This window comes from Streptomyces sp. NBC_01006 (assembly GCF_045162725.1).
Lineage (GTDB): Bacteria > Actinomycetota > Actinomycetes > Streptomycetales > Streptomycetaceae > Streptomyces.
The window spans coordinates 4,505,945-4,522,965 of sequence record NZ_CP108700.1 but is presented as its reverse complement, the minus strand read 5'-3'; the positions used below and the strand labels follow the sequence as shown (position 1 = coordinate 4,522,965).

At 69.7% G+C, this 17,021-nt stretch carries 17 protein-coding genes and 1 tRNA gene; 9 read left to right on the top strand and 9 right to left on the bottom strand.

Going from position 1 to position 17,021, the window contains the following annotated elements; all coding sequences use genetic code 11:
• Nucleotides 1–164: 164 nt before the first annotated feature.
• Nucleotides 165–635 (bottom strand): RidA family protein, encoded by a 471-nt coding sequence (locus tag OG509_RS20695; RefSeq protein ID WP_053690985.1) that lies wholly within the window; start codon nucleotides 633–635, stop codon nucleotides 165–167.
• Nucleotides 632–793, bottom strand: a complete 162-nt coding sequence (locus tag OG509_RS20690; protein ID WP_007264966.1) for a DUF4177 domain-containing protein — start codon at nucleotides 791–793, stop codon at nucleotides 632–634. Before OG509_RS20690 ends, OG509_RS20695 begins: the two co-directional genes overlap by 4 nt.
• 72 nt (nucleotides 794–865) lie before the next feature.
• Here OG509_RS20690 and OG509_RS20685 point away from each other — a divergent pair, with 72 nt between their 5' ends.
• Complete coding sequence (locus OG509_RS20685) at nucleotides 866–1,846, top strand: ArsA family ATPase (RefSeq protein ID WP_387282537.1); 981 nt, start codon at nucleotides 866–868, stop codon at nucleotides 1,844–1,846.
• Entirely contained in the window at nucleotides 1,843–3,150 is a 1,308-nt protein-coding gene (locus OG509_RS20680) for an ArsA family ATPase (protein WP_406183930.1), read from the top strand. Before OG509_RS20685 ends, OG509_RS20680 begins: the two co-directional genes overlap by 4 nt.
• Nucleotides 3,151–3,250: 100 nt before the next feature.
• On the opposite strand, the gene OG509_RS20675 is transcribed toward OG509_RS20680, so the two are convergent.
• The gene (locus tag OG509_RS20675) at nucleotides 3,251–3,619 is read right to left on the bottom strand and encodes a WhiB family transcriptional regulator (RefSeq protein WP_406183928.1); all 369 of its coding nucleotides are present in this window, start codon (nucleotides 3,617–3,619) and stop codon (nucleotides 3,251–3,253) included.
• A 397-nt stretch (nucleotides 3,620–4,016) separates the two neighbouring features.
• Here OG509_RS20675 and OG509_RS20670 point away from each other — a divergent pair, with 397 nt between their 5' ends.
• On the top strand, nucleotides 4,017–6,320 hold the full coding sequence (locus tag OG509_RS20670) for a transglycosylase domain-containing protein (RefSeq protein WP_406183927.1): 2,304 nt from the start codon (nucleotides 4,017–4,019) through the stop codon (nucleotides 6,318–6,320).
• 89 nt (nucleotides 6,321–6,409) lie between these two features.
• On the opposite strand, the gene OG509_RS20665 is transcribed toward OG509_RS20670, so the two are convergent.
• On the bottom strand, nucleotides 6,410–6,871 hold the full coding sequence (locus OG509_RS20665) for a GatB/YqeY domain-containing protein (protein ID WP_406183925.1): 462 nt from the start codon (nucleotides 6,869–6,871) through the stop codon (nucleotides 6,410–6,412).
• 67 nt (nucleotides 6,872–6,938) lie between these two features.
• On the opposite strand from OG509_RS20665, the gene OG509_RS20660 reads away from it, so the two are divergent.
• Together OG509_RS20660 and OG509_RS20655 are read left to right on the top strand one after the other, a co-directional pair.
• Nucleotides 6,939–7,877, top strand: coding sequence for a metallophosphoesterase (locus OG509_RS20660; RefSeq protein WP_406183924.1), 939 nt, complete (start codon nucleotides 6,939–6,941; stop codon nucleotides 7,875–7,877).
• A 102-nt stretch (nucleotides 7,878–7,979) separates the two neighbouring features.
• Nucleotides 7,980–8,053: transfer RNA gene (locus OG509_RS20655), tRNA-Pro, on the top strand.
• 121 nt (nucleotides 8,054–8,174) lie between these two features.
• Here OG509_RS20655 and OG509_RS20650 read toward each other — a convergent pair.
• Nucleotides 8,175–9,161, bottom strand: a complete 987-nt coding sequence (locus OG509_RS20650; protein ID WP_406183922.1) for a hypothetical protein — start codon at nucleotides 9,159–9,161, stop codon at nucleotides 8,175–8,177.
• A gap of 131 nt (nucleotides 9,162–9,292) precedes the next feature.
• Between OG509_RS20650 and OG509_RS20645 the strand changes: the two genes are divergently transcribed.
• Nucleotides 9,293–10,945 (top strand): PE-PGRS family protein, encoded by a 1,653-nt coding sequence (locus OG509_RS20645; protein ID WP_406183921.1) that lies wholly within the window; start codon nucleotides 9,293–9,295, stop codon nucleotides 10,943–10,945.
• On the opposite strand, the gene OG509_RS20640 is transcribed toward OG509_RS20645, so the two are convergent.
• On the bottom strand, nucleotides 10,875–11,717 hold the full coding sequence (locus OG509_RS20640; RefSeq protein ID WP_406183920.1) for a PE-PGRS family protein: 843 nt from the start codon (nucleotides 11,715–11,717) through the stop codon (nucleotides 10,875–10,877). The two genes, OG509_RS20645 and OG509_RS20640, sit on opposite strands and share 71 nt — an antisense overlap.
• Nucleotides 11,718–11,853: 136 nt before the next feature.
• Here OG509_RS20640 and OG509_RS20635 point away from each other — a divergent pair, with 136 nt between their 5' ends.
• A complete protein-coding gene (locus tag OG509_RS20635; RefSeq protein WP_406183918.1) occupies nucleotides 11,854–12,342 on the top strand; it encodes a hypothetical protein in 489 nt (162 codons plus the stop codon).
• Between the two features lie 115 nt (nucleotides 12,343–12,457).
• Here the strand turns inward: OG509_RS20635 and OG509_RS20630 are convergent, their stop codons facing one another.
• The 3 genes from OG509_RS20630 to OG509_RS20620 all read right to left on the bottom strand — a co-directional run bounded on the left by OG509_RS20630 (nucleotide 12,458) and on the right by OG509_RS20620 (nucleotide 14,705).
• The gene (locus OG509_RS20630) at nucleotides 12,458–13,951 is read right to left on the bottom strand and encodes a LacI family DNA-binding transcriptional regulator (protein ID WP_406183917.1); all 1,494 of its coding nucleotides are present in this window, start codon (nucleotides 13,949–13,951) and stop codon (nucleotides 12,458–12,460) included.
• A gap of 28 nt (nucleotides 13,952–13,979) precedes the next feature.
• Nucleotides 13,980–14,330, bottom strand: a complete 351-nt coding sequence (locus tag OG509_RS20625; protein WP_406183916.1) for a helix-turn-helix domain-containing protein — start codon at nucleotides 14,328–14,330, stop codon at nucleotides 13,980–13,982.
• Between the two features lie 123 nt (nucleotides 14,331–14,453).
• Nucleotides 14,454–14,705, bottom strand: coding sequence for a helix-turn-helix domain-containing protein (locus OG509_RS20620; RefSeq protein ID WP_406183915.1), 252 nt, complete (start codon nucleotides 14,703–14,705; stop codon nucleotides 14,454–14,456).
• A 641-nt stretch (nucleotides 14,706–15,346) separates the two neighbouring features.
• Here OG509_RS20620 and OG509_RS20615 point away from each other — a divergent pair.
• Nucleotides 15,347–16,267: a hypothetical protein gene (locus OG509_RS20615; protein WP_406183914.1), complete on the top strand. Its 921-nt coding sequence runs from the start codon at nucleotides 15,347–15,349 to the stop codon at nucleotides 16,265–16,267.
• Nucleotides 16,264–16,962, top strand: coding sequence for an ATP-binding protein (locus tag OG509_RS20610; RefSeq protein ID WP_406183913.1), 699 nt, complete (start codon nucleotides 16,264–16,266; stop codon nucleotides 16,960–16,962). Before OG509_RS20615 ends, OG509_RS20610 begins: the two co-directional genes overlap by 4 nt.
• Nucleotides 16,963–17,021: the final 59 nt, after the last annotated feature.

Genomic DNA, 17,021 nt, shown 5'->3' with positions numbered 1-17,021 from the left:
CGGGCCGCCGGACGGAGGCTCCCCCAGCTACCGCTGGGAGGTGCCCCCAGCGCAGCGGCACGAAGCCGGTGAGGCCCGCCAGGGCCGAAGCGCGCGAGTGGCGCGTCAAGAAGGGTGCGGCGCGTCAAAAAAGGGTGCGGCGCGTGAAGAAAGGGCGCGGCGCGTCAGGAAGCGGAAACCTCTACCTGGAGCTCGACCTCGACCGGGGCGTCCAGCGGGAGGACCGCCACGCCGACCGCGCTGCGGGCGTGGACGCCCTTCTCACCGAGCACCTCGCCCAGCAGCTCGCTCGCACCGTTCAGCACGCCCGGCTGGCCCGTGAAGTCCGGGGCCGAGGCCACGAAGCCCACGACCTTCACGACGCGCTCGATCTTGTCGAGGTCGCCGATCACGGACTTCACCGCCGCCAGGGCGTTCAGCGCGCAGACCGCGGCCAGCTGCTTGGCCTCCTCCGCGGAGACCTCCGCCCCGACCTTGCCGGTCGTCGGCAGGCTGCCGCGGACCATCGGGAGCTGCCCCGCGGTGAACACGTACGCGCCCGACCGCACGGCCGGCTGGTACGCGGCCAGCGGCGGGACGACGTCCGGCAGGGTCAGGCCGAGCTCGGCCAGCTTCGCCTCGACGACGCCGCTCATGCCTTCTCCCGCTTGAGGTAGGCCACGAGCTGCTCGGGGTTGTTCGGCCCGGGCACGACCTGGACGAGCTCCCAGCCGTCCTCGCCCCAGGTGTCCAGGATCTGCTTGGTGGCGTGGACCAGCAGCGGGACCGTCGCGTATTCGAACTTCTTGGTCATGGGGGCGAGCGTAACGCGTGATGCCGAGGGCTCATGCGCAGCCCGAGGGGCGAGTGGTTAGGCTCAGACGCTGTGAGCAGGCTCCAGGTGGTCAGCGGCAAGGGCGGAACCGGAAAGACCACGGTCGCCGCGGCACTCGCGCTCGCCCTCGCGCGCGAGGGCAGGCGGACGCTGCTGGTCGAGGTCGAGGGCAGGCAGGGGATCGCACAGCTCTTCGGGGCCGAGGCGCTCCCGTACGAGGAGCGGAAGATCGCCGTCGCCTCGGGCGGCGGGGAGGTCTTCGCACTGGCCATCGACGCCGAGCGGGCGCTGCTCGACTACCTCCAGATGTTCTACAAGCTCGGTTCCGCCGGCCGCGCCCTCAAGAAGCTCGGCGCCATCGACTTCGCGACGACCATCGCGCCCGGTCTGCGGGACGTCCTGCTCACCGGCAAGGCGTGCGAGGCGGTCCGGCGCAAGGACAAGGCCGGGCGCTACGTCTACGACCACGTCATCATGGACGCGCCGCCGACCGGGCGGATCACCCGGTTCCTGAACGTCAACGACGAGGTGGCGGGGCTGGCCCGGTTCGGGCCGATCCACAACCAGGCGCAGGCCGTCATGAAGGTGCTCAAGTCCCCGGAGACGGCCGTCCACCTGGTGACTCTGCTGGAGGAGATGCCCGTCCAGGAGACCGCCGACGGCATCGCCGAGCTGGAGGAGGCCGGACTGCCCGTCGGGCGGGTCGTCGTCAACATGGTGCGGCCGCACCATCTGGACGAGGACACGCTGCGCGCCGCCGCCGGCGAGCGCCGGGCGGACGTGGCCAAGGCGCTGTCCCGGGCGGGCCTGGGCGGCGCGCGCCGCGGCGGGCTCGCCGAGCGGCTGGTGGACCCGCTGCTCGCGCAGGCCGCCGAGCACGCGAGCCGGGTGGAGCTGGAGCGCGCGCAGCGCACCGTACTGGAGCAGCTGGACGTGGCGACGTACGAACTCCCCCTGCTCGGCGCGGGGATGGATCTGGCCGGGCTCTACGAGCTGGCCTCGGAGCTGCGGAAGCAGGCGGGCGACGAATGACCGAGGCCAGAACGGCAATGAAGACCGGCGCCGGCATGGACGCTCCCCCGCGGCTGCCCGTGGACCGGCTGCTGGACGACCCCGGGACGCGGATCATCGTCTGCTGCGGCGCGGGCGGGGTCGGCAAGACCACGACCGCCGCGGCCCTCGGCGTACGGGCGGCGGAGCGCGGGCGGAAGGTGGTCGTGCTGACCATCGACCCGGCGCGGCGGCTCGCGCAGTCGATGGGGATCGACTCGCTGGACAACACCCCGCGCAAGGTCAAGGGGGTCAAGGGAGGCAAGGGGGTCGACGGCGCGGACGGCGGCGAACTGCACGCCATGATGCTCGACATGAAGCGGACCTTCGACGAGATCGTCGAGGGGCACACGGACGCCGAGCGGGCGGAGGCCATCCTCGCCAACCCCTTCTACCAGTCGCTGTCGGCCGGCTTCGCGGGCACGCAGGAATACATGGCGATGGAGAAGCTGGGCCAGCTGCGGGCCCGCGACGACTGGGACCTGATCGTCGTGGACACCCCGCCGAGCCGGTCCGCGCTGGACTTCCTCGACGCGCCGAAGCGGCTGGGGTCCTTCCTCGACGGGAAGTTCATCCGGGTGCTGATGGCTCCGGCGAAGGTGGGCGGCCGGGCGGGGATGAAGTTCCTCAACGTCGGCATGTCCCTGATGACCGGCACGCTCAGCAAGCTGATGGGCGCCTCGCTGCTGAAGGACGTGCAGACGTTCGTGGCGGCGATGGACACGATGTTCGGCGGGTTCCGCACCCGCGCGGACGCGACGTTCCGGCTGCTCCAGGCTCCGGGTACGGCCTTCCTGGTGGTCGCGGCGCCCGAGCCGGACGCGCTGCGGGAGGCGGCGTACTTCGTGGAGCGGCTGGCCGCGGAGAAGATGCCGCTGGCCGGGCTCGTACTGAACCGGGTGCACGGCAGTGGTGCCGATCAGCTGTCCGCGGAGCGGGCGTTGGCCGCCGCAGAGAATCTTGAAGAGGGCGGCATTGTCGATCAGGAGTCCGGGAATGCTGGACTTCGTGACTCGGCCGCTGAGGCTGAAGCGGCGGACGCCGGCGTGGCGGACGCCGACGCGGCGGGGGCCGATGTGGACGAGATCACCGCAGGGTTGCTGCGTCTGCATGCCGAGCGGATGCAGGTGATCGCGCGTGAACAGCGCACCCGCGATCGGTTCACCTCGCTGCACCCCGAGGTGGCGGTGGCCGAAGTGGCCGCCCTGCCCGGCGATGTGCACGACCTCGCCGGGCTACGGGCCATCGGAGAGCGACTCGCGGCCGGGGTGCCGGCCGGAGCGTAGGCGTTCGTACGGCGGATGCCTACGACGGATGCCTGCGTACGAGCGGTGCCTCCGGGTGCGGAGACAGTCGTACGCGGGACCGCGCGAGGGGACCTGCGGCCTACCCCGCTGCCGCGTACGTCTCGTACGCCTCGTACGGAACGTCGATCTCCGCCATGTCCGCATCGACATCCACGGTGAGGATGCCCGTACTGCGCTCGTACTCCGTACGGGCGGTTTCGAGCAGCCGTCGCCACGAGGTGACGGTGGGACGCCGGCGCAGCAGTGCGCGACGCTCCCGCTCGGTCATTCCGCCCCATACTCCGAACTCGACACGATTGTCGAGCGCGTCGGCCAGGCACTCGGTCCGCACCGGACATCCGGTGCACACCGCCTTGGCCCTGTTCTGTGCCGCTCCTTGAACGAACAGTTCATCCGGATCGGTAGTGCGGCAGGCTGCCTGCGCACTCCAGTCGGTAACCCAGCCCATCCCGGCGCCGTCCTCTCCCGAATCGAGGCTCCCCCACGGCGGTAGCGGCATATTCACCGCTGCCAGTTGAGGACGTTACGGAAGGCGGGCACAGTGCAACACCCCCGACGGGCCCAATCTTGAATGGTCCGAACGGACTATGGGTAAGCGGCAGATCACCCGACGGAGTGATCCGGCGACATGCCCGACCATTCCGGCAATTCGGATGGAATCGGCGGACCACGGACGAGCGACCGTCAGAGTGAGGGGCGAGATTCGGACATAAGTCCACCCCATTCGGGAAGGGTGAAAATCAAGCCGAGGGGTTGATGTCGCACCGCACTGCTGTGACAGTTGAGGACAGCTTAGGCCAAGGCATTCGCGCGTGTCCGGCGAATGAGAACGTAGGCTGCCCTCCATGGGAAAGAAGCGCTCGGGCGCCGGGCTCACGGGGCCGCAGCAGGCCGCCAAGTTCCTCGGGGTGTCCGTTCTCTCCGGAGTTGTGCTGGCCGGCATCGCGATCCCGGGCGCAGGCGCCCTGGGGCTCGCCGCCAAGGGAACGGTCGAGGGATTCGACGAGATCCCGGCCAATCTCAAGACACCGCCGCTGAGTCAGCGCACGACGATTCTGGACGCCGAGGGTGGCTTGATCGCCACGGTCTATTCACGGGACCGGCAGGTGGTGCCGCTCACGGCCATCTCCCCGTACATGCAGAAGGCGATCGTCGCGATCGAGGACTCGCGCTTCTACGAGCACGGCGCGATCGACGCGAAGGGCATCCTGCGCGCGGTCAACCGCAACGCGCAGGAGGGCGGGGCCGCGCAGGGCGCCTCCACACTCACGCAGCAGTACGTGAAGAACGTGTTCGTCGAAGAGGCCGGCGATGACGAGACCAAGGTGCGCGAGGCCCAGGAGAAGAGCCTGGGCCGCAAGATCCGCGAGCTGAAGTACTCGATCCAGGTCGAGGAGGAGCTCGGGAAGAAGAAGATCCTCGAGAACTACCTCAACATCACGTACTTCGGCCAGCAGGCGTACGGAATCGAATCCGCCGCCCAGCGCTACTTCAGCAAGCCGGCCAAGGACCTGACCCTGGACGAGTCGGCGCTGCTGGCGGGCGTGGTGCAGTCGCCGAGCCGGTTCGACCCGGTGAACGACGCGCAGGAGGCGATGAAGCGCCGCAACGTCGTCCTCCAGCGGATGGCCGACATGAAGGACGTCTCGCAGACCGAGGCGGACGAGGCGAAGAAGAAGCCGGTGACGCTGAAGGTGACGCGGCCGAAGAACGGCTGCATCACCGCGGTCAAGGGCGCGGGCTTCTTCTGCGACTACGTGCGCAACACGTTCCTGACCGACCCGGTGTTCGGCAAGACCCGCGAGGAGCGGGCCAAGCTCTGGAACCAGGGCGGCCTGACCGTGCGGACGACGCTGGACCCGCAGTCGCAGGAGTCCGTCAACGAGTCGATCAAGGACCACGTCAACCAGGACGACAAGGTCGCCACGGCCGTCACCCTGGTGCAGCCGGGCACGGGCCGGGTCCTCGCCATGGGCCAGTCGAAGCCGTACGGGTTCGGGAAGAACGAGACCCAGATCAACTTCTCGGTCGACAAGCGGATGGGCGGATCGAACTTCGGCTTCCCGACCGGTTCGACCTTCAAGCCGTTCGTCGCGGCCGCGGCCCTGGAGAAGGGCGTGTCCGCGGGCAAGACGTACCCGTCCCCGCACGACATGGAGTACCCGAGCCCGGTGGAGACCTGCGGCGACAAGCCCTGGGTCAACACCTCCCACGACCGGGTCGAGAACGAGTCGGAGTCCGAGCGCGGCCCGTACGGCATGCAGGACGCGATGGCCAAGTCGGTCAACACGTACTTCGTGGAGATGATCTCGGAGAACGGGCTCTGCCCCGTGACCGAGATGACCACCAAGCTCGGCGTGATCCCGGCCGACGGGACGAAGCTGCCGGAGGTCCCGGCGATCGCGCTCGGCACCGAGGGCATGTCCCCGCTGACCATGGCGAACGCGTACGCGACCTTCGCCAACCGCGGCGTGTACTGCACCCCCGTCGCCCTGGAGTCCATCACCGACGCGCACGGCAAGGCGCTGGCCGTGCCGAAGTCGCAGTGCGACCGCGTGATGAGCGAGAAGACCGCCGACACCGTCAACACGCTGCTGCTCGGCGTGATCGACTCCGGTACGGGTACCGCGGCGGGTCTGACCGACCGGCAGAACGCGGGCAAGACCGGTACCACCGACAGCCGCTACAACGCCTGGTTCGTCGGGTACACGCCGAACATGGCCGGCGCGACGTGGGTCGGCTCGGGCGGCGCGAAGCAGGTGTCGATGGAGAACATCACCATCGGCGGCCAGTACTACGACAAGGTCTACGGCGGCGGGCTGCCCGGCCCGATCTGGAAGCAGGCGGTCTCGGGCGCGCTGTCGGGCCGGGAGGCGCCGAGCTTCACCACGGTCGGCATCCCGGAGGGCGGCGCGCCGACGGGCGGCGGCCGGCCCAGCACCCCGAACCCGAGCCCGAACAAGCCGGGGAAGCCCGGCAAGCCGGGCGGCGACGGCAAGCCCGGCGGCCGCCCCGGCGGCCAGACGGCGGCGGGGGCCACGGGCGGCCCGACGGGCGGCGCGATCGGCGGGGCGACGGGCGGTGCGACGGGCGGCGGCACCCCGACCGACCCGTTCCCGGGCGGCGTGCTCGGCGGCCTTGAGGACTAGCGGGCATGAAGTGAACGAATGACCGAGGGCCCCGCCCGCGCAACGCGCAGACGGGGCCCTCGGTCATTCATGCGTTCATGTATTCATGTCTACGAGAGGGACCTCTTGACGGCGGCGGCGACCCGGCCGCCCTCCGCCAGACCGGCCACCTTCGGGTTCACGATCTTCATGACGGCACCCATGGCCCGCGGCCCCTCGGCGCCCGAGGCCTTGGCCTCCGCGACGGCCTGCGCCACGATCCCGTCGAGCTCTTCGTCGCTGAGCTGCTTGGGCAGGTAGGTGTCGAGGAACTCGCCCTCCGCCGTCTCGCGCGCGGCCTGCTCGGGGCGGCCGCCCTGCGCGAAGGCCTCCGCGGCCTCGCGGCGCTTCTTCGCCTCCTTGGCGATCACCTTGAGGACCTCGTCGTCGGAGAGCACGCGCGCCTCCTTGCCCGCGACCTCCTCCTTGGTGATGGCGGAGAGGGTCAGGCGCAGCGTGGACGAGTGCAGCTCGTCGCGCGCCCTGATGGCGGTGGTGAGGTCTTCCTGGAGCTTGGCCTTGAGCGTGGTCATGACCTGAGTCTGCCAGGTGGAGGGCCGGTGGCGCCCGCAGGTTTTCCGCGTCTGCGACGATGGGGCCATGCGTGCGCGTTACGGAGTACCCCTGAAGGTCACGGCGTCGATCGCGGCAGTGGGGGCCGCCGGTGTGGCCTATGCCGCCGGTTTCGAGGCCCGGTCGTTCCGGCTGCGCCGGATCACCGTGCCGGTGCTCCCCGCCGGGATGCGCCCGCTGCGCGTGCTCCAGGTCTCCGACATCCACATGGTCGGCGGGCAGCACAAGAAGCGCGCGTGGCTGCAGTCGCTGGCCGGCCTGCGGCCGGACTTCGTGGTGAACACGGGGGACAACCTCTCCGACACGGAGGGCGTTCCGGAGGTACTGGACGCCCTGGGCCCCCTGATGTCCTTCCCCGGGGTGTACGTCTTCGGGTCGAACGACTATTACGGGCCGCGGCTGCGCAACCCCGGGCGCTACCTGATCGAGAAGGTCCAGGGCCGGCACGGGCTGAACGGCAACAAGCCGGTCGTCGGCGCCGTGCACAACCCGTGGGAGGAGATGCGGGACGCCTTCGACGCGGCGGGCTGGGTCAACCTAACCAACACCCGCGGCCGCCTGAAACTGCCCGGTCTGGAGCTCGCCTTCACCGGGCTCGACGACCCGCACATCAAGCGCGACCGCTACGAGCGGGTCGCGGGCGGGCCGGAGGCGGACGCCGACTTCTCGATGGCGGTCGTGCACGCCCCGTACCTGCGGGTCCTGGAAGCCTTCACGGCCGACCGGTACCCGCTGATCCTGGCCGGGCACACGCACGGCGGGCAGCTGTGCGTCCCCTTCTACGGGGCGCTCGTCACCAACTGCGACCTGGACACGAAGCGGGTGAAGGGGCTCTCCACCCACGAGGTGGACGGGCACCGCGCCTACCTCCACGTCTCGGCGGGCTGCGGCACGAACCGCTACACCCCGGTCCGCTTCGCCTGCCCCCCGGAAGCCACCCTCCTGACGCTGACCCCGAAGGCGTAGCGGCCCCGCCGCCCCCCTCGCGAAAACCGGATTTCGTCTCCGGCCGAGGGTCCGCTAAAGTAATCGATGTCGCCAGGACAGCCCAGGCTGCAGGGCGACGATCGGGGTGTAGCGCAGCTTGGCAGCGCGCTTCGTTCGGGACGAAGAGGTCGTGGGTTCAAATCCCGCCACCCCGACTTCGTAAGACCAGGTCAGGGGCCTGATCCACTCAGTGGATCAGGCCCCTGTTTGGCGTTTGCCCCTGTCTTGGGAGCCATCTGGGAGCCGACTTCGGAATCCGGCTCCCCGGGGAGCCGGTCAGGCAGCGGCGGCGCCGGGGTCCAGGGCAGTCGTGCGCGTGCTCCGGTCGTCGAGGACGATCAAGGCGGGGCCATTCTCCTTCTCGGCCAGATGCGTCACGTGGTCGACCGCGAGAGCCGTCCTGCGGTAGACGGCCGCGGCGAGCGCCCACGTGGCCAGGTCCTGGTCTCCATCACCGGACGACGTTGAGCCGCCCTCGTGTTCCCGGGTCACCTTCCACATCGTGGTGAGCACGGCGAGCAGGGACCTTCCCGACAGGGATGCCTCGATCCGGCCGCCATCCGCGTCGTCGATCCGCTCGGGGAGCCGGAAGTGGGTGTGCCCACTGGTGTGCTCTGCGACGAAGTCCCACGTCTCCCTGTGACAGATCAGCGTCGCGGAGGCTATAGCAGCAGCCGACAGGAGGCACTCCAGGTGGGCGCGCTGGTCCTCCTTGTCTGCCTGAGCAGGCTCCTGGACCGGCTCCGCGACAGGGGTCAGGTGCGGCGCGGTTTCCGGATTTCCTGTCGTGTTCCCATGACCGTGGGCATTGCGGACTTCTTCCAGCACGCGGGGTTCCTTCCCGTCGGATCGTTCGGTCAGCTCGGCCGGCTCTCCGAGTACCTCGGGCTCGGCCGGGTCCGGCCCAGCGGGCGGCTGCACAACGGACTCGGTGGTGGCCGGAGCGCCGGCCACCAAGGCGCTCGCCACCTGAGGCGGCACCAGCGGTACCGCCTGGATGCTCTCTTCCAGGCGTCGGCCCAGGGCCTCCAGACCGCTCCGCGCCTCCGCCAGGTCGGTGAGCATCCGTTCCTGCCGCCGCCGGAGCTCACGGTTCTCCTCGCGCAGGCCCATCGTGCCTTGCGCCACTGCTTCGAGGACCTTCTGGCGTGCCTGGTCCACCGTCACGTAGAGCGCACTCAGACCCGTAGCAGGGTCCTCAAGTGTGCGCCGTATGACGTCGAGTTGACTGAGTGCCTTGTCCGTCTCGGCCCTCCGCCGCATGCAACCCCCTCTTCACTGTCGGTGATGACTCGCTCATCTCTCCCCGACGCAGTGTCAGCTAATGCGATGATTTCCAGCCGTATCACGATTCCGCTTGTGCGGGGCTGCACGCGGCCGGTACCACCGAGACCATGCACCGTTGGTCACCCCTCAACGATCGCCAGCTCGCCCTCCTGACCCGGATCAGTGAAGGCGTCGAACCTGTCACGTCGGACACGCCCGAACTCGCCCTCACCGCCAGAGCGCTGAAGGAGCGGGGGCACATCGCCATGCCCAAAGAGGACGGGACGTGGCGGGCGGAGATCACCGAGACCGGGCGCTTCTACCTCCAGCACGGCCATCACCCCGACAGGCCCGAGGCGGCACCACGAAAGTCTCGCGAGGCAACCACGTCCGGACCGAAGAAGCAGGAATCCGACCGCCCTGAGCAGAAGGCCGCTGTCGAACAGAAGCCCCCGGCACAGCGCATCGCCAGAACCCCACGGCCCTCTCCGGCCGACATCGGACGGGCGCTGATCACCGAGGTGCAGCAGGCCGGCCGCTTCCTGCGCATCCCGGATCCGGGTGAGGCGGAGCGGGCCCGGTACCGGCGGGCCTTCGATGCGGCAAGGCAGTGTCCCCCGGCCGGATACCACCTGAAGTACACCGGGCGGGCCAAGGGAGACATCAGCTTCGGGCTGCTCCGGGTGAACGGCGAGGACGACACCGAGTGGAACCGCATCAGGCTCGCACGCAGCAGGACTCTGACCGACGTCGACGATGTGATCGCGGCGGTCGAGAAGGACCACAGTGCCTTCGAAGTCTCGGAGGAGGTACTCCCCCGAGTTCTGTTTCTGCTCCGGCTGTTCGCCGAGCGCGCCTTCGCCCTCCATGGCGAGATCACGGTCTCCAGGAAACGCAAGCAGCCGAGGCCCCTGCTCACCGTCCATGGCATCACGTGCGAGATCAGCTTCCGTGAGCGACAGAGGCAGGTCCGGTACGTGCCCAAGCAGCCGGGTCAGCGCACGTACGACTGGCAGCGGGTGACGCCGGCGCACCGGTCCGAGCCTTCCGGGGAGCTTGAGTTGCGCCTGGGCATCAAAAGGGAGTGGGCCGACGCCGACAAGAGGCCGCTGGAAGACCAGATAGATGAGGTCTTCAAGGTGCTGAAGGCACGTGCGCAAGAGCAGGAGCGGGCCAGGCTGAAGTACGAGGCGGAACAGCGCCGCCTGCGGGAAGAGCGCGACGCGGAACAGCATCGGCTGCAGGAGGACCGTGCGAGGCAGGAAGCCGAGCGCCAACGGGTGGAGGCGGGGAAGCGGCAGCGGACTCAGGAGAAGTGGGAGGCCGCGGTCAGCGTGGCTTCGATCAAGGCGGTTGACGCGGCGCGGGCCGAGCAGTTCGGGACGGCTCTGGACCAGTGGCGAGCCGTCGGCGAGATCCGGGCGTTCTGCGACGCGCTGGACGAGGCCGCTGCCCAGGCGCATGACCCTGCCGAGGCAGAGAGCCTTCGGGACTGGTCGGCCTGGGGACGGTCAGAAGCAGCCCGGCTCGATCCCATCCTCGGCCGCAAGGGTCTCCGCGGGCGGAACTTCCACGCGGAGCCGACAGGTGACCAGCTTCGTCCGTTCCTCGACGGCTGGCACCCGCACCATCCCAAGAAGGAGAAGCCGCCGTCGGAGCCCGCTCCGGCCCAGCCCGAGACGCGCCCGGAGCCGGAGCTCTCGCGGGCGTTCAGCGACGAACGTCTGGACCAAGGCTGGAGATATGGACGCCCAGGTCGCGCTCAATGGTGGAGGCGATGACACCGTGGCCCCGGTCGCGGAGCGCCTTCACGGCCCGCTCGACCAGTTCCCCGAGTCGCAGCACCTCCGACCTCAGGGCCACCAGTTCGTCGTGGCGCTCTGCCTTCTCCTGTCCGCACCACTCCCGCACCGTGCGCAGGGCTTCCCTCTCCGCGTCCAGCTTTCGGTCGTCCCGACGCTGGTAGCCGTACCAGGAAGATCGTTCGCGCTCCTCTTCCATGGCTCGCTGCCGCCGGTCGACCTCCGGCAGGATCTCCTCAGCCAGCCGCTGGGCGACCTGGCGTGCTACCAGCTCGGTGATCGACCAGCCCACCAGGGAGCAGCCTTTGCGGTCCTCGTGGACCATGGGGTCGTCACGCAGTCGGGCAGCGTCCATGCCAACGAGTGGCGCGGTCTCGTCAAGGTGGCCGAGCTCCAGGACGCCCGCGTCGGCCACCGCCTTCCGCAGACGTAGCCGGCCCTTGGGTCGGACGAAGCCCAGGATCATCCGGGCCGCCTCGAACTCGGCGCTCCCCCGCACTGCCCTCGATGCCTCGGCCAGGGCCAGCTCCGCCGCGTCGTCCGCCCGGAAGAGTTCGACGTCAGGCCAGAGGGCGACCAGGCAGCTGGGGCTCACCCACTCCTGCAGGCCGGCCGCGTCACCGTCCAGGAATCGCACGTGGACGCTCCCGGACCTGCCTGAGCCGCCCACCCTGACGATCTCCACCCGGCGGAGTGCACCGCCCAGTTCCTTGGGCCTTGATCGATAGGCCCAATGCTCCCCGATCTCCATTCCTCCATTGAGCCAGGTCACCGGCGGCGGCGGATGCCGAACGCCGGATCGGGGGCCTGTCCGGTTTCCGCCGTTCGATCGGAAGCGGTCTGGGAGAAGATCGTTGTCAGCGTTCTACCGAAGGGGACTACCGCACATGACCGACCACCAGGACCGGACCTGCGGGCGACCTACCCGCTCGGGGAGTCCGTGCAAGATCCGGATATCGGGTTCGGACGTGGCGTGCGGCACGCACGCCACGGAGCAGGGCAAAGCCGTGGCCGAGGCACATCGGCGTGGGTGGAGCGAGGGCTACAGGTCGGGCAGCGAGATCAGCACGAGCTTCTCCAAGTCCCAGATCGAACGGCTGGAACATCGCGTCAAGGAACTTGAGGAGCAACTGGACGCCACGAGGCGCGTCTACCAGGTCGACGGCCACCAGGTCGTAGAGGTCGGTAGGTACAGCTACCGCTGGCGTGGGAGCGAGCCGCTCGAAGTCGGTGATCGGGTGCTGCTGCCAGAGAACTACGTGAGCCGTATGAAGGACGGCCCGGGCCCTACCGCAGGCGTGGTGAGCAAGCTCGGCACCACCTACCGCGGCCAGTTGTCCGACATCGTCAGGCGCGCTCCGGCGACGGGCAAGTAGATCGGGATTCGGCTTCGACTGTAGAGGCTCTCGCCGATGGGGCAGACCCGGCCTCCTTCGGGAGGGCCGGGCCTGCGTGTTCGCAGCGGTAGACCTGTCAGCGACTACACGTCGCTCACAGAAGCCGGTCGAGAGCAGCGACAGGAGACCTCGGGCCCATCTCACGGCGGGCGGCGAGCGCTGTCTCCCACTGTTGGGTGAGGCCAGCCATGAGGCGCCGCCGCATGCCGGGCGTGACGTGGGCGTAGCGGGCGGAGACCGATCCGTCGATGTGGCCCATGCGCTCGTCCATGAGGACCTTCTCCGTGCCGAGGTCCTCCATGTGGGTGCGGTGGGAGTGGCGTAGGCCGTGCGGGGTGAGGCCCCTGGCGATGGCCGTCCAGCAGGCGTCGGCGCGACCCTGGGCGTTGCGACCCCGGACCGGTATGCCCGGGAACGGGTCGCCGAGGAGCGGAACGGGACGGGGATCCTGCGGCGCCTTCTTCGGATACCAGCCCGTCGTCGCCGGGTGGAAGAGCCAAGTGGCGAAGCCGTTGCGGCGCCAGTGGGCGGCGTGTTCCGAGGGTGCGCCGCCTCGTACGAAGCCCAGTTCGGTGATGGCGAGTTCGACGCGGGTACGGGTTGCCTCGCGCACGCGGTCGGGGTGGTTCAGGACGTTGGACACCGTGCCCGTGGAGACGCCGGCGCGGCGGGCTACGTCGACCAGCTTCGCGCCCTGGTGGCCTCCGGTGCGGGCGGTGCCCTGGCCTTGAAAGACGTACGTCCTGCCATGGCACGGGCACGACTTGGGCTTGGTACGGGCGACGTGGTCGGCCACGAGGGCCGAGAGCCAGTCGGGGGCGTCGATGGTGCGGTAGCTGTCGTCCTTGGGCGGGCAGCGGACCGTCACACCCGAGTCGAGCTCGTACAGCTGCCACTCCACACGCACCGAGCCCCGGCGGGCGAACTCGGTCTCCAGGCCGACGATTTCACCCCAGCGCATGCCGGTGTACGCCTTGAGGATCACCGCGACGAACTCGTCATCCCGGCCGGACAGCAGGGCAGCCCGCTCGGCGATCAGGAGGGCGCCGAGCGCGTCCGTGACGACCTTCTCCGGGCCGCGGTCGGCGGAGCGGCCGGCCCGCTTGCCCCTCCCTCGGCGCTTGGCGGCAGGGTTCGCGTCGATGAGTCCCTCGTCCACGGCGTCGGCGAGGATGAGGTGGAGCGTGGCCCGCCAGGTCTTGACGCTGGAGGCGGCGTAGGAGGCGCGTTCCTTCTTCTCCCACAGTGCGACGTCGGTGCGGAGGATACCGGCGAGGGCCTTGTCCTCGAAGTCGGGGAGCAGGTGCTCCTCGATGTGGCGCCGGTAGTTCTGCATGGTGGACGCGGCCAGGTCCTGGGCCTCGTACCAGCGGCTCGCGTACTCGCCGAACGTTTCCTGGCCGAGTGACGGGTCACGTACGTCGCCGCGCCGGAAGCCGATCTCCGCCTCGTCGGCGGCCCGCTTGGCCTCCCGCTTGGTGGCGAACTTGATGGTCGCTCCGGTCGAGTCGACGACCGTGTTGTGCTTTCCGGGCGCCGTCTTGTACCGGCCACGCCAGTAGTTGACGCGCTTCTCCGCGAAGCCCACTGTTCCCTCCCCTCTGGTTGCTGGTCCGCTACGCCGTGGCGCCGAAACCGTCCTGGCGGGTTCGGCGAGGCGCGCGGGCACGGAGGCCGGCAGCAGGGCGGACAGCCGTCGTCAGCGGTGGCACCGGCCGTATGGCTCGTGCGCCGAAGCTCGGGGCGCTGGGCGGCCGGGTCTCGTGGAGCCGGACGATCTCGGCGAGGTGCTCGGCGGTGAAGCGGTAGGCGCGGCCGACCCGGGCGAAGGGGATGAGGGCGCGGCTGGCCCGGTCTTTGACCCACCAGGCGGAGCAGCCGAGGGCTTCGGCTACCTCCTCCGGGCGGTAGAGACGGGGAAGGGCTGGCGCGGTGGGGTGGGCCGGGGGCACAGGCGATTGGTGCAAGGCGGATCCTCGTCTGGCGCGGCAGGCAAGCCGGCGCCGTGGCGGCGGTTCAGGAGTGGGCAGGAGATCGCGCTACGAGAGCCCGAGCGGAGGCGCTGGCACGCCGTCGGCCTGGGGTTGCTGCTACGAGGCCTGCTGGAGCAGGACGAGCGGGGAGACCCCGAGGGCGGCGGCGATGGCGACGAGGTCGTCGACGTCGCAGCGGCGCCGAGTGCGCTCGATACGGGAGAACATCGTGTTGGTCATGGGGCGGCCGAGCGCGGTCACCCGGTCGGCGAGCTCACGCTGGGCGAATCCTCGCGCAATGCGCAGGTTCTCAATGGCGGTGGCGGTCCGTTCTCCGGCGGGGCCGATTTCCGTAGGACGTCGGGGCATTTACCTGTTGTAGCTCTGGATCCCAGATTTCGGAAATCCCGGATCGGGATGTATGGCATCCTGCAGCCCGATTTCGCGCTCGACGAAATACCGACGGGCCGAACTCAGGATGGATTCTCAATCAAACCGCCACTCGCGACGATTCCAGACATTCGGGCAACACTCACACATACCTGCTGGTCACAGCCGCCCCACACCTGCGGGGGCGGCAACGTATTCGAGGCCCGCACTCAGGTCAAGGGTTTCAGGGCGCCTTCTCCTTCACGCCGGTATTCGTAGCCGACTCTTTTGCTATTCCCGGGTCGGGCCCTATCGTCGACGAAGACCGCGACCGCGATTTCGGCTGCTGCTGTTCCGTAGCCGGAATCGCTGGACTTGCGCGCGCCGGGTGTGGCTATGTTGGCCACGACCCGGTGAGGGAATACGAAACGGCCCCCGGCGCGCCAACGCCGAGGGCCGATGAGTCCCCTACCGAACCGCCCACTCCTGAACGATCGAGTCGGTGGTGGCGGGCTGCCAGGCCCTGCCGCCGCCGGGTGAGGAACGTAGATGCCCCACAGTACGGCCCAGGCGGCCGTCGACAGCCCCCTGCCCACCTCGCGTACCGCGTCAACGCCTGACGCGAAGGCGGGGCGATAGACATGGCACGCATCCGCACCATCAAGCCGGAAGCCTTCAGTTCCGAATCGTTGGCCGCCGTCAGCGTCGCCGCCGAGCGGACCTTCTACGGCCTGCTCACCCAGGCCGACAACCACGGGCGCTTCCGCGACCAGACGGCCGTCATCGCCGGCCTGCTGTGGTCCCTGCGACCCGAGCACGGGCCGATCGGGGTCGAAGACGACCTCAACCAACTCGCCATGGCCGACCTGATCTGCCGGTACGAGGGTGAGGACGGCAAGCGGTACCTGCACATCGTCACCTTCGCCAAGCACCAGAAGATCAACCGCCCCAGCGGCGTCCGCCACCCGGCCTGTCCTCACCACGACGGCGGCCAGACACCCTCGCCCTCACCGCTGGCTCACAGAGGGCTCCGTGAGGACTCCGTGCACGCTCACGCACCCCTCAGCGAGGGTTCGATAGAACGGCGCGAGTCCTCACCGAGTCAGATTTCCGCAGGTCAGAGCGGATTCGCTGAGCCCTCCGTGAGCGTGCAGGGAGATCTCCGCGAGTCGTCCGTGAGCCCTCACCGTCCGGATCTAGGACCTAGGATCATGGATCTAGGATCAACTCCGTTGGGGGGCGCGAGCGCCCCCGCACCCGAGACCGTCTCGACCCAGCAGATGGTCGCCGAGTACGCCGCCGCATGCCCCAACCGCCCGCCCAGCGCGGTGCTGGGACAGCTCGCGCGATCCGTCGCCAAGCTCATCGCCGAAGGCATCGACCCCGCCCACATCCGCGCCGGACTGGTACGGCTGCGGGAGAAGGCCCTGCACCCGAGCGTGCTGCCCAGCCTGGTCAACGAGGCCATGAACCCAGCGCAGAAGCAGGTTCCCGGTCGCCATGCTCATCAGGCCTACGCCAACCCGGCCGACGCGGAAGCCGCGTACGGAGGCGCCCTGTGACCACCGCGACCCGCGAACCGCAGCGTGCCGGAATCCTGGCGGCCCGCCTGAACGCGATCCTCGCCGCCCGGGGCATCGACCCCGACTCCGCCCCCGTGCAGCCCGCGTCCGAGCCCGTGACCGCGCTGGAACTGGCCGACCGGCGCATCCCCGCTCGGTACCGCGAGGCCACCGCCACCGACCCCGGGGTACGGACCTGGACCACCGAGGTGGCGCGCCTGGGCCGGGTCGGCCCCGGCGGCACCCGAGGGATCTCGTACGGGCCCTCGCTGCTGATCGCCGGCACCACCGGTACCGGCAAGACCCACCAGGCGTACGGTGCCGTCCGCTCCCTGCTCATGGCCGGGGTCCGGCTGCGCTGGCAGGCGGTGACCTCCGCCGACCTGCACGCCCAGCTCCGGCCCCGCAATGGGCACGACCCCGAACGGGAGATCCAGGACCTGGGGCGGTGCCCGCTGCTGATCCTGGACGACCTCGGCGCGGCCAAGCAGTCGGAGTGGACCGAGGAGCTGACGTACCGGCTGATCAACCGCCGCTACACCGAGATGCTCCCCACGCTCATCACCACCAACCTCCCCGCCCAGGCCCTGCGCGACGCCGTCGGCGACCGCGTCGCCTCCCGCCTGGCCGAGATGACCGGCCGGGTCGTCCTCAGCGGCACCGACCGCCGCCGCTCCGCCCCGCGCGCCTCCTGAGCCGCGTCGGCGACTCCAACACCTCCGCCCCCCTTCACACCACCCTCCACCGCCCGCGC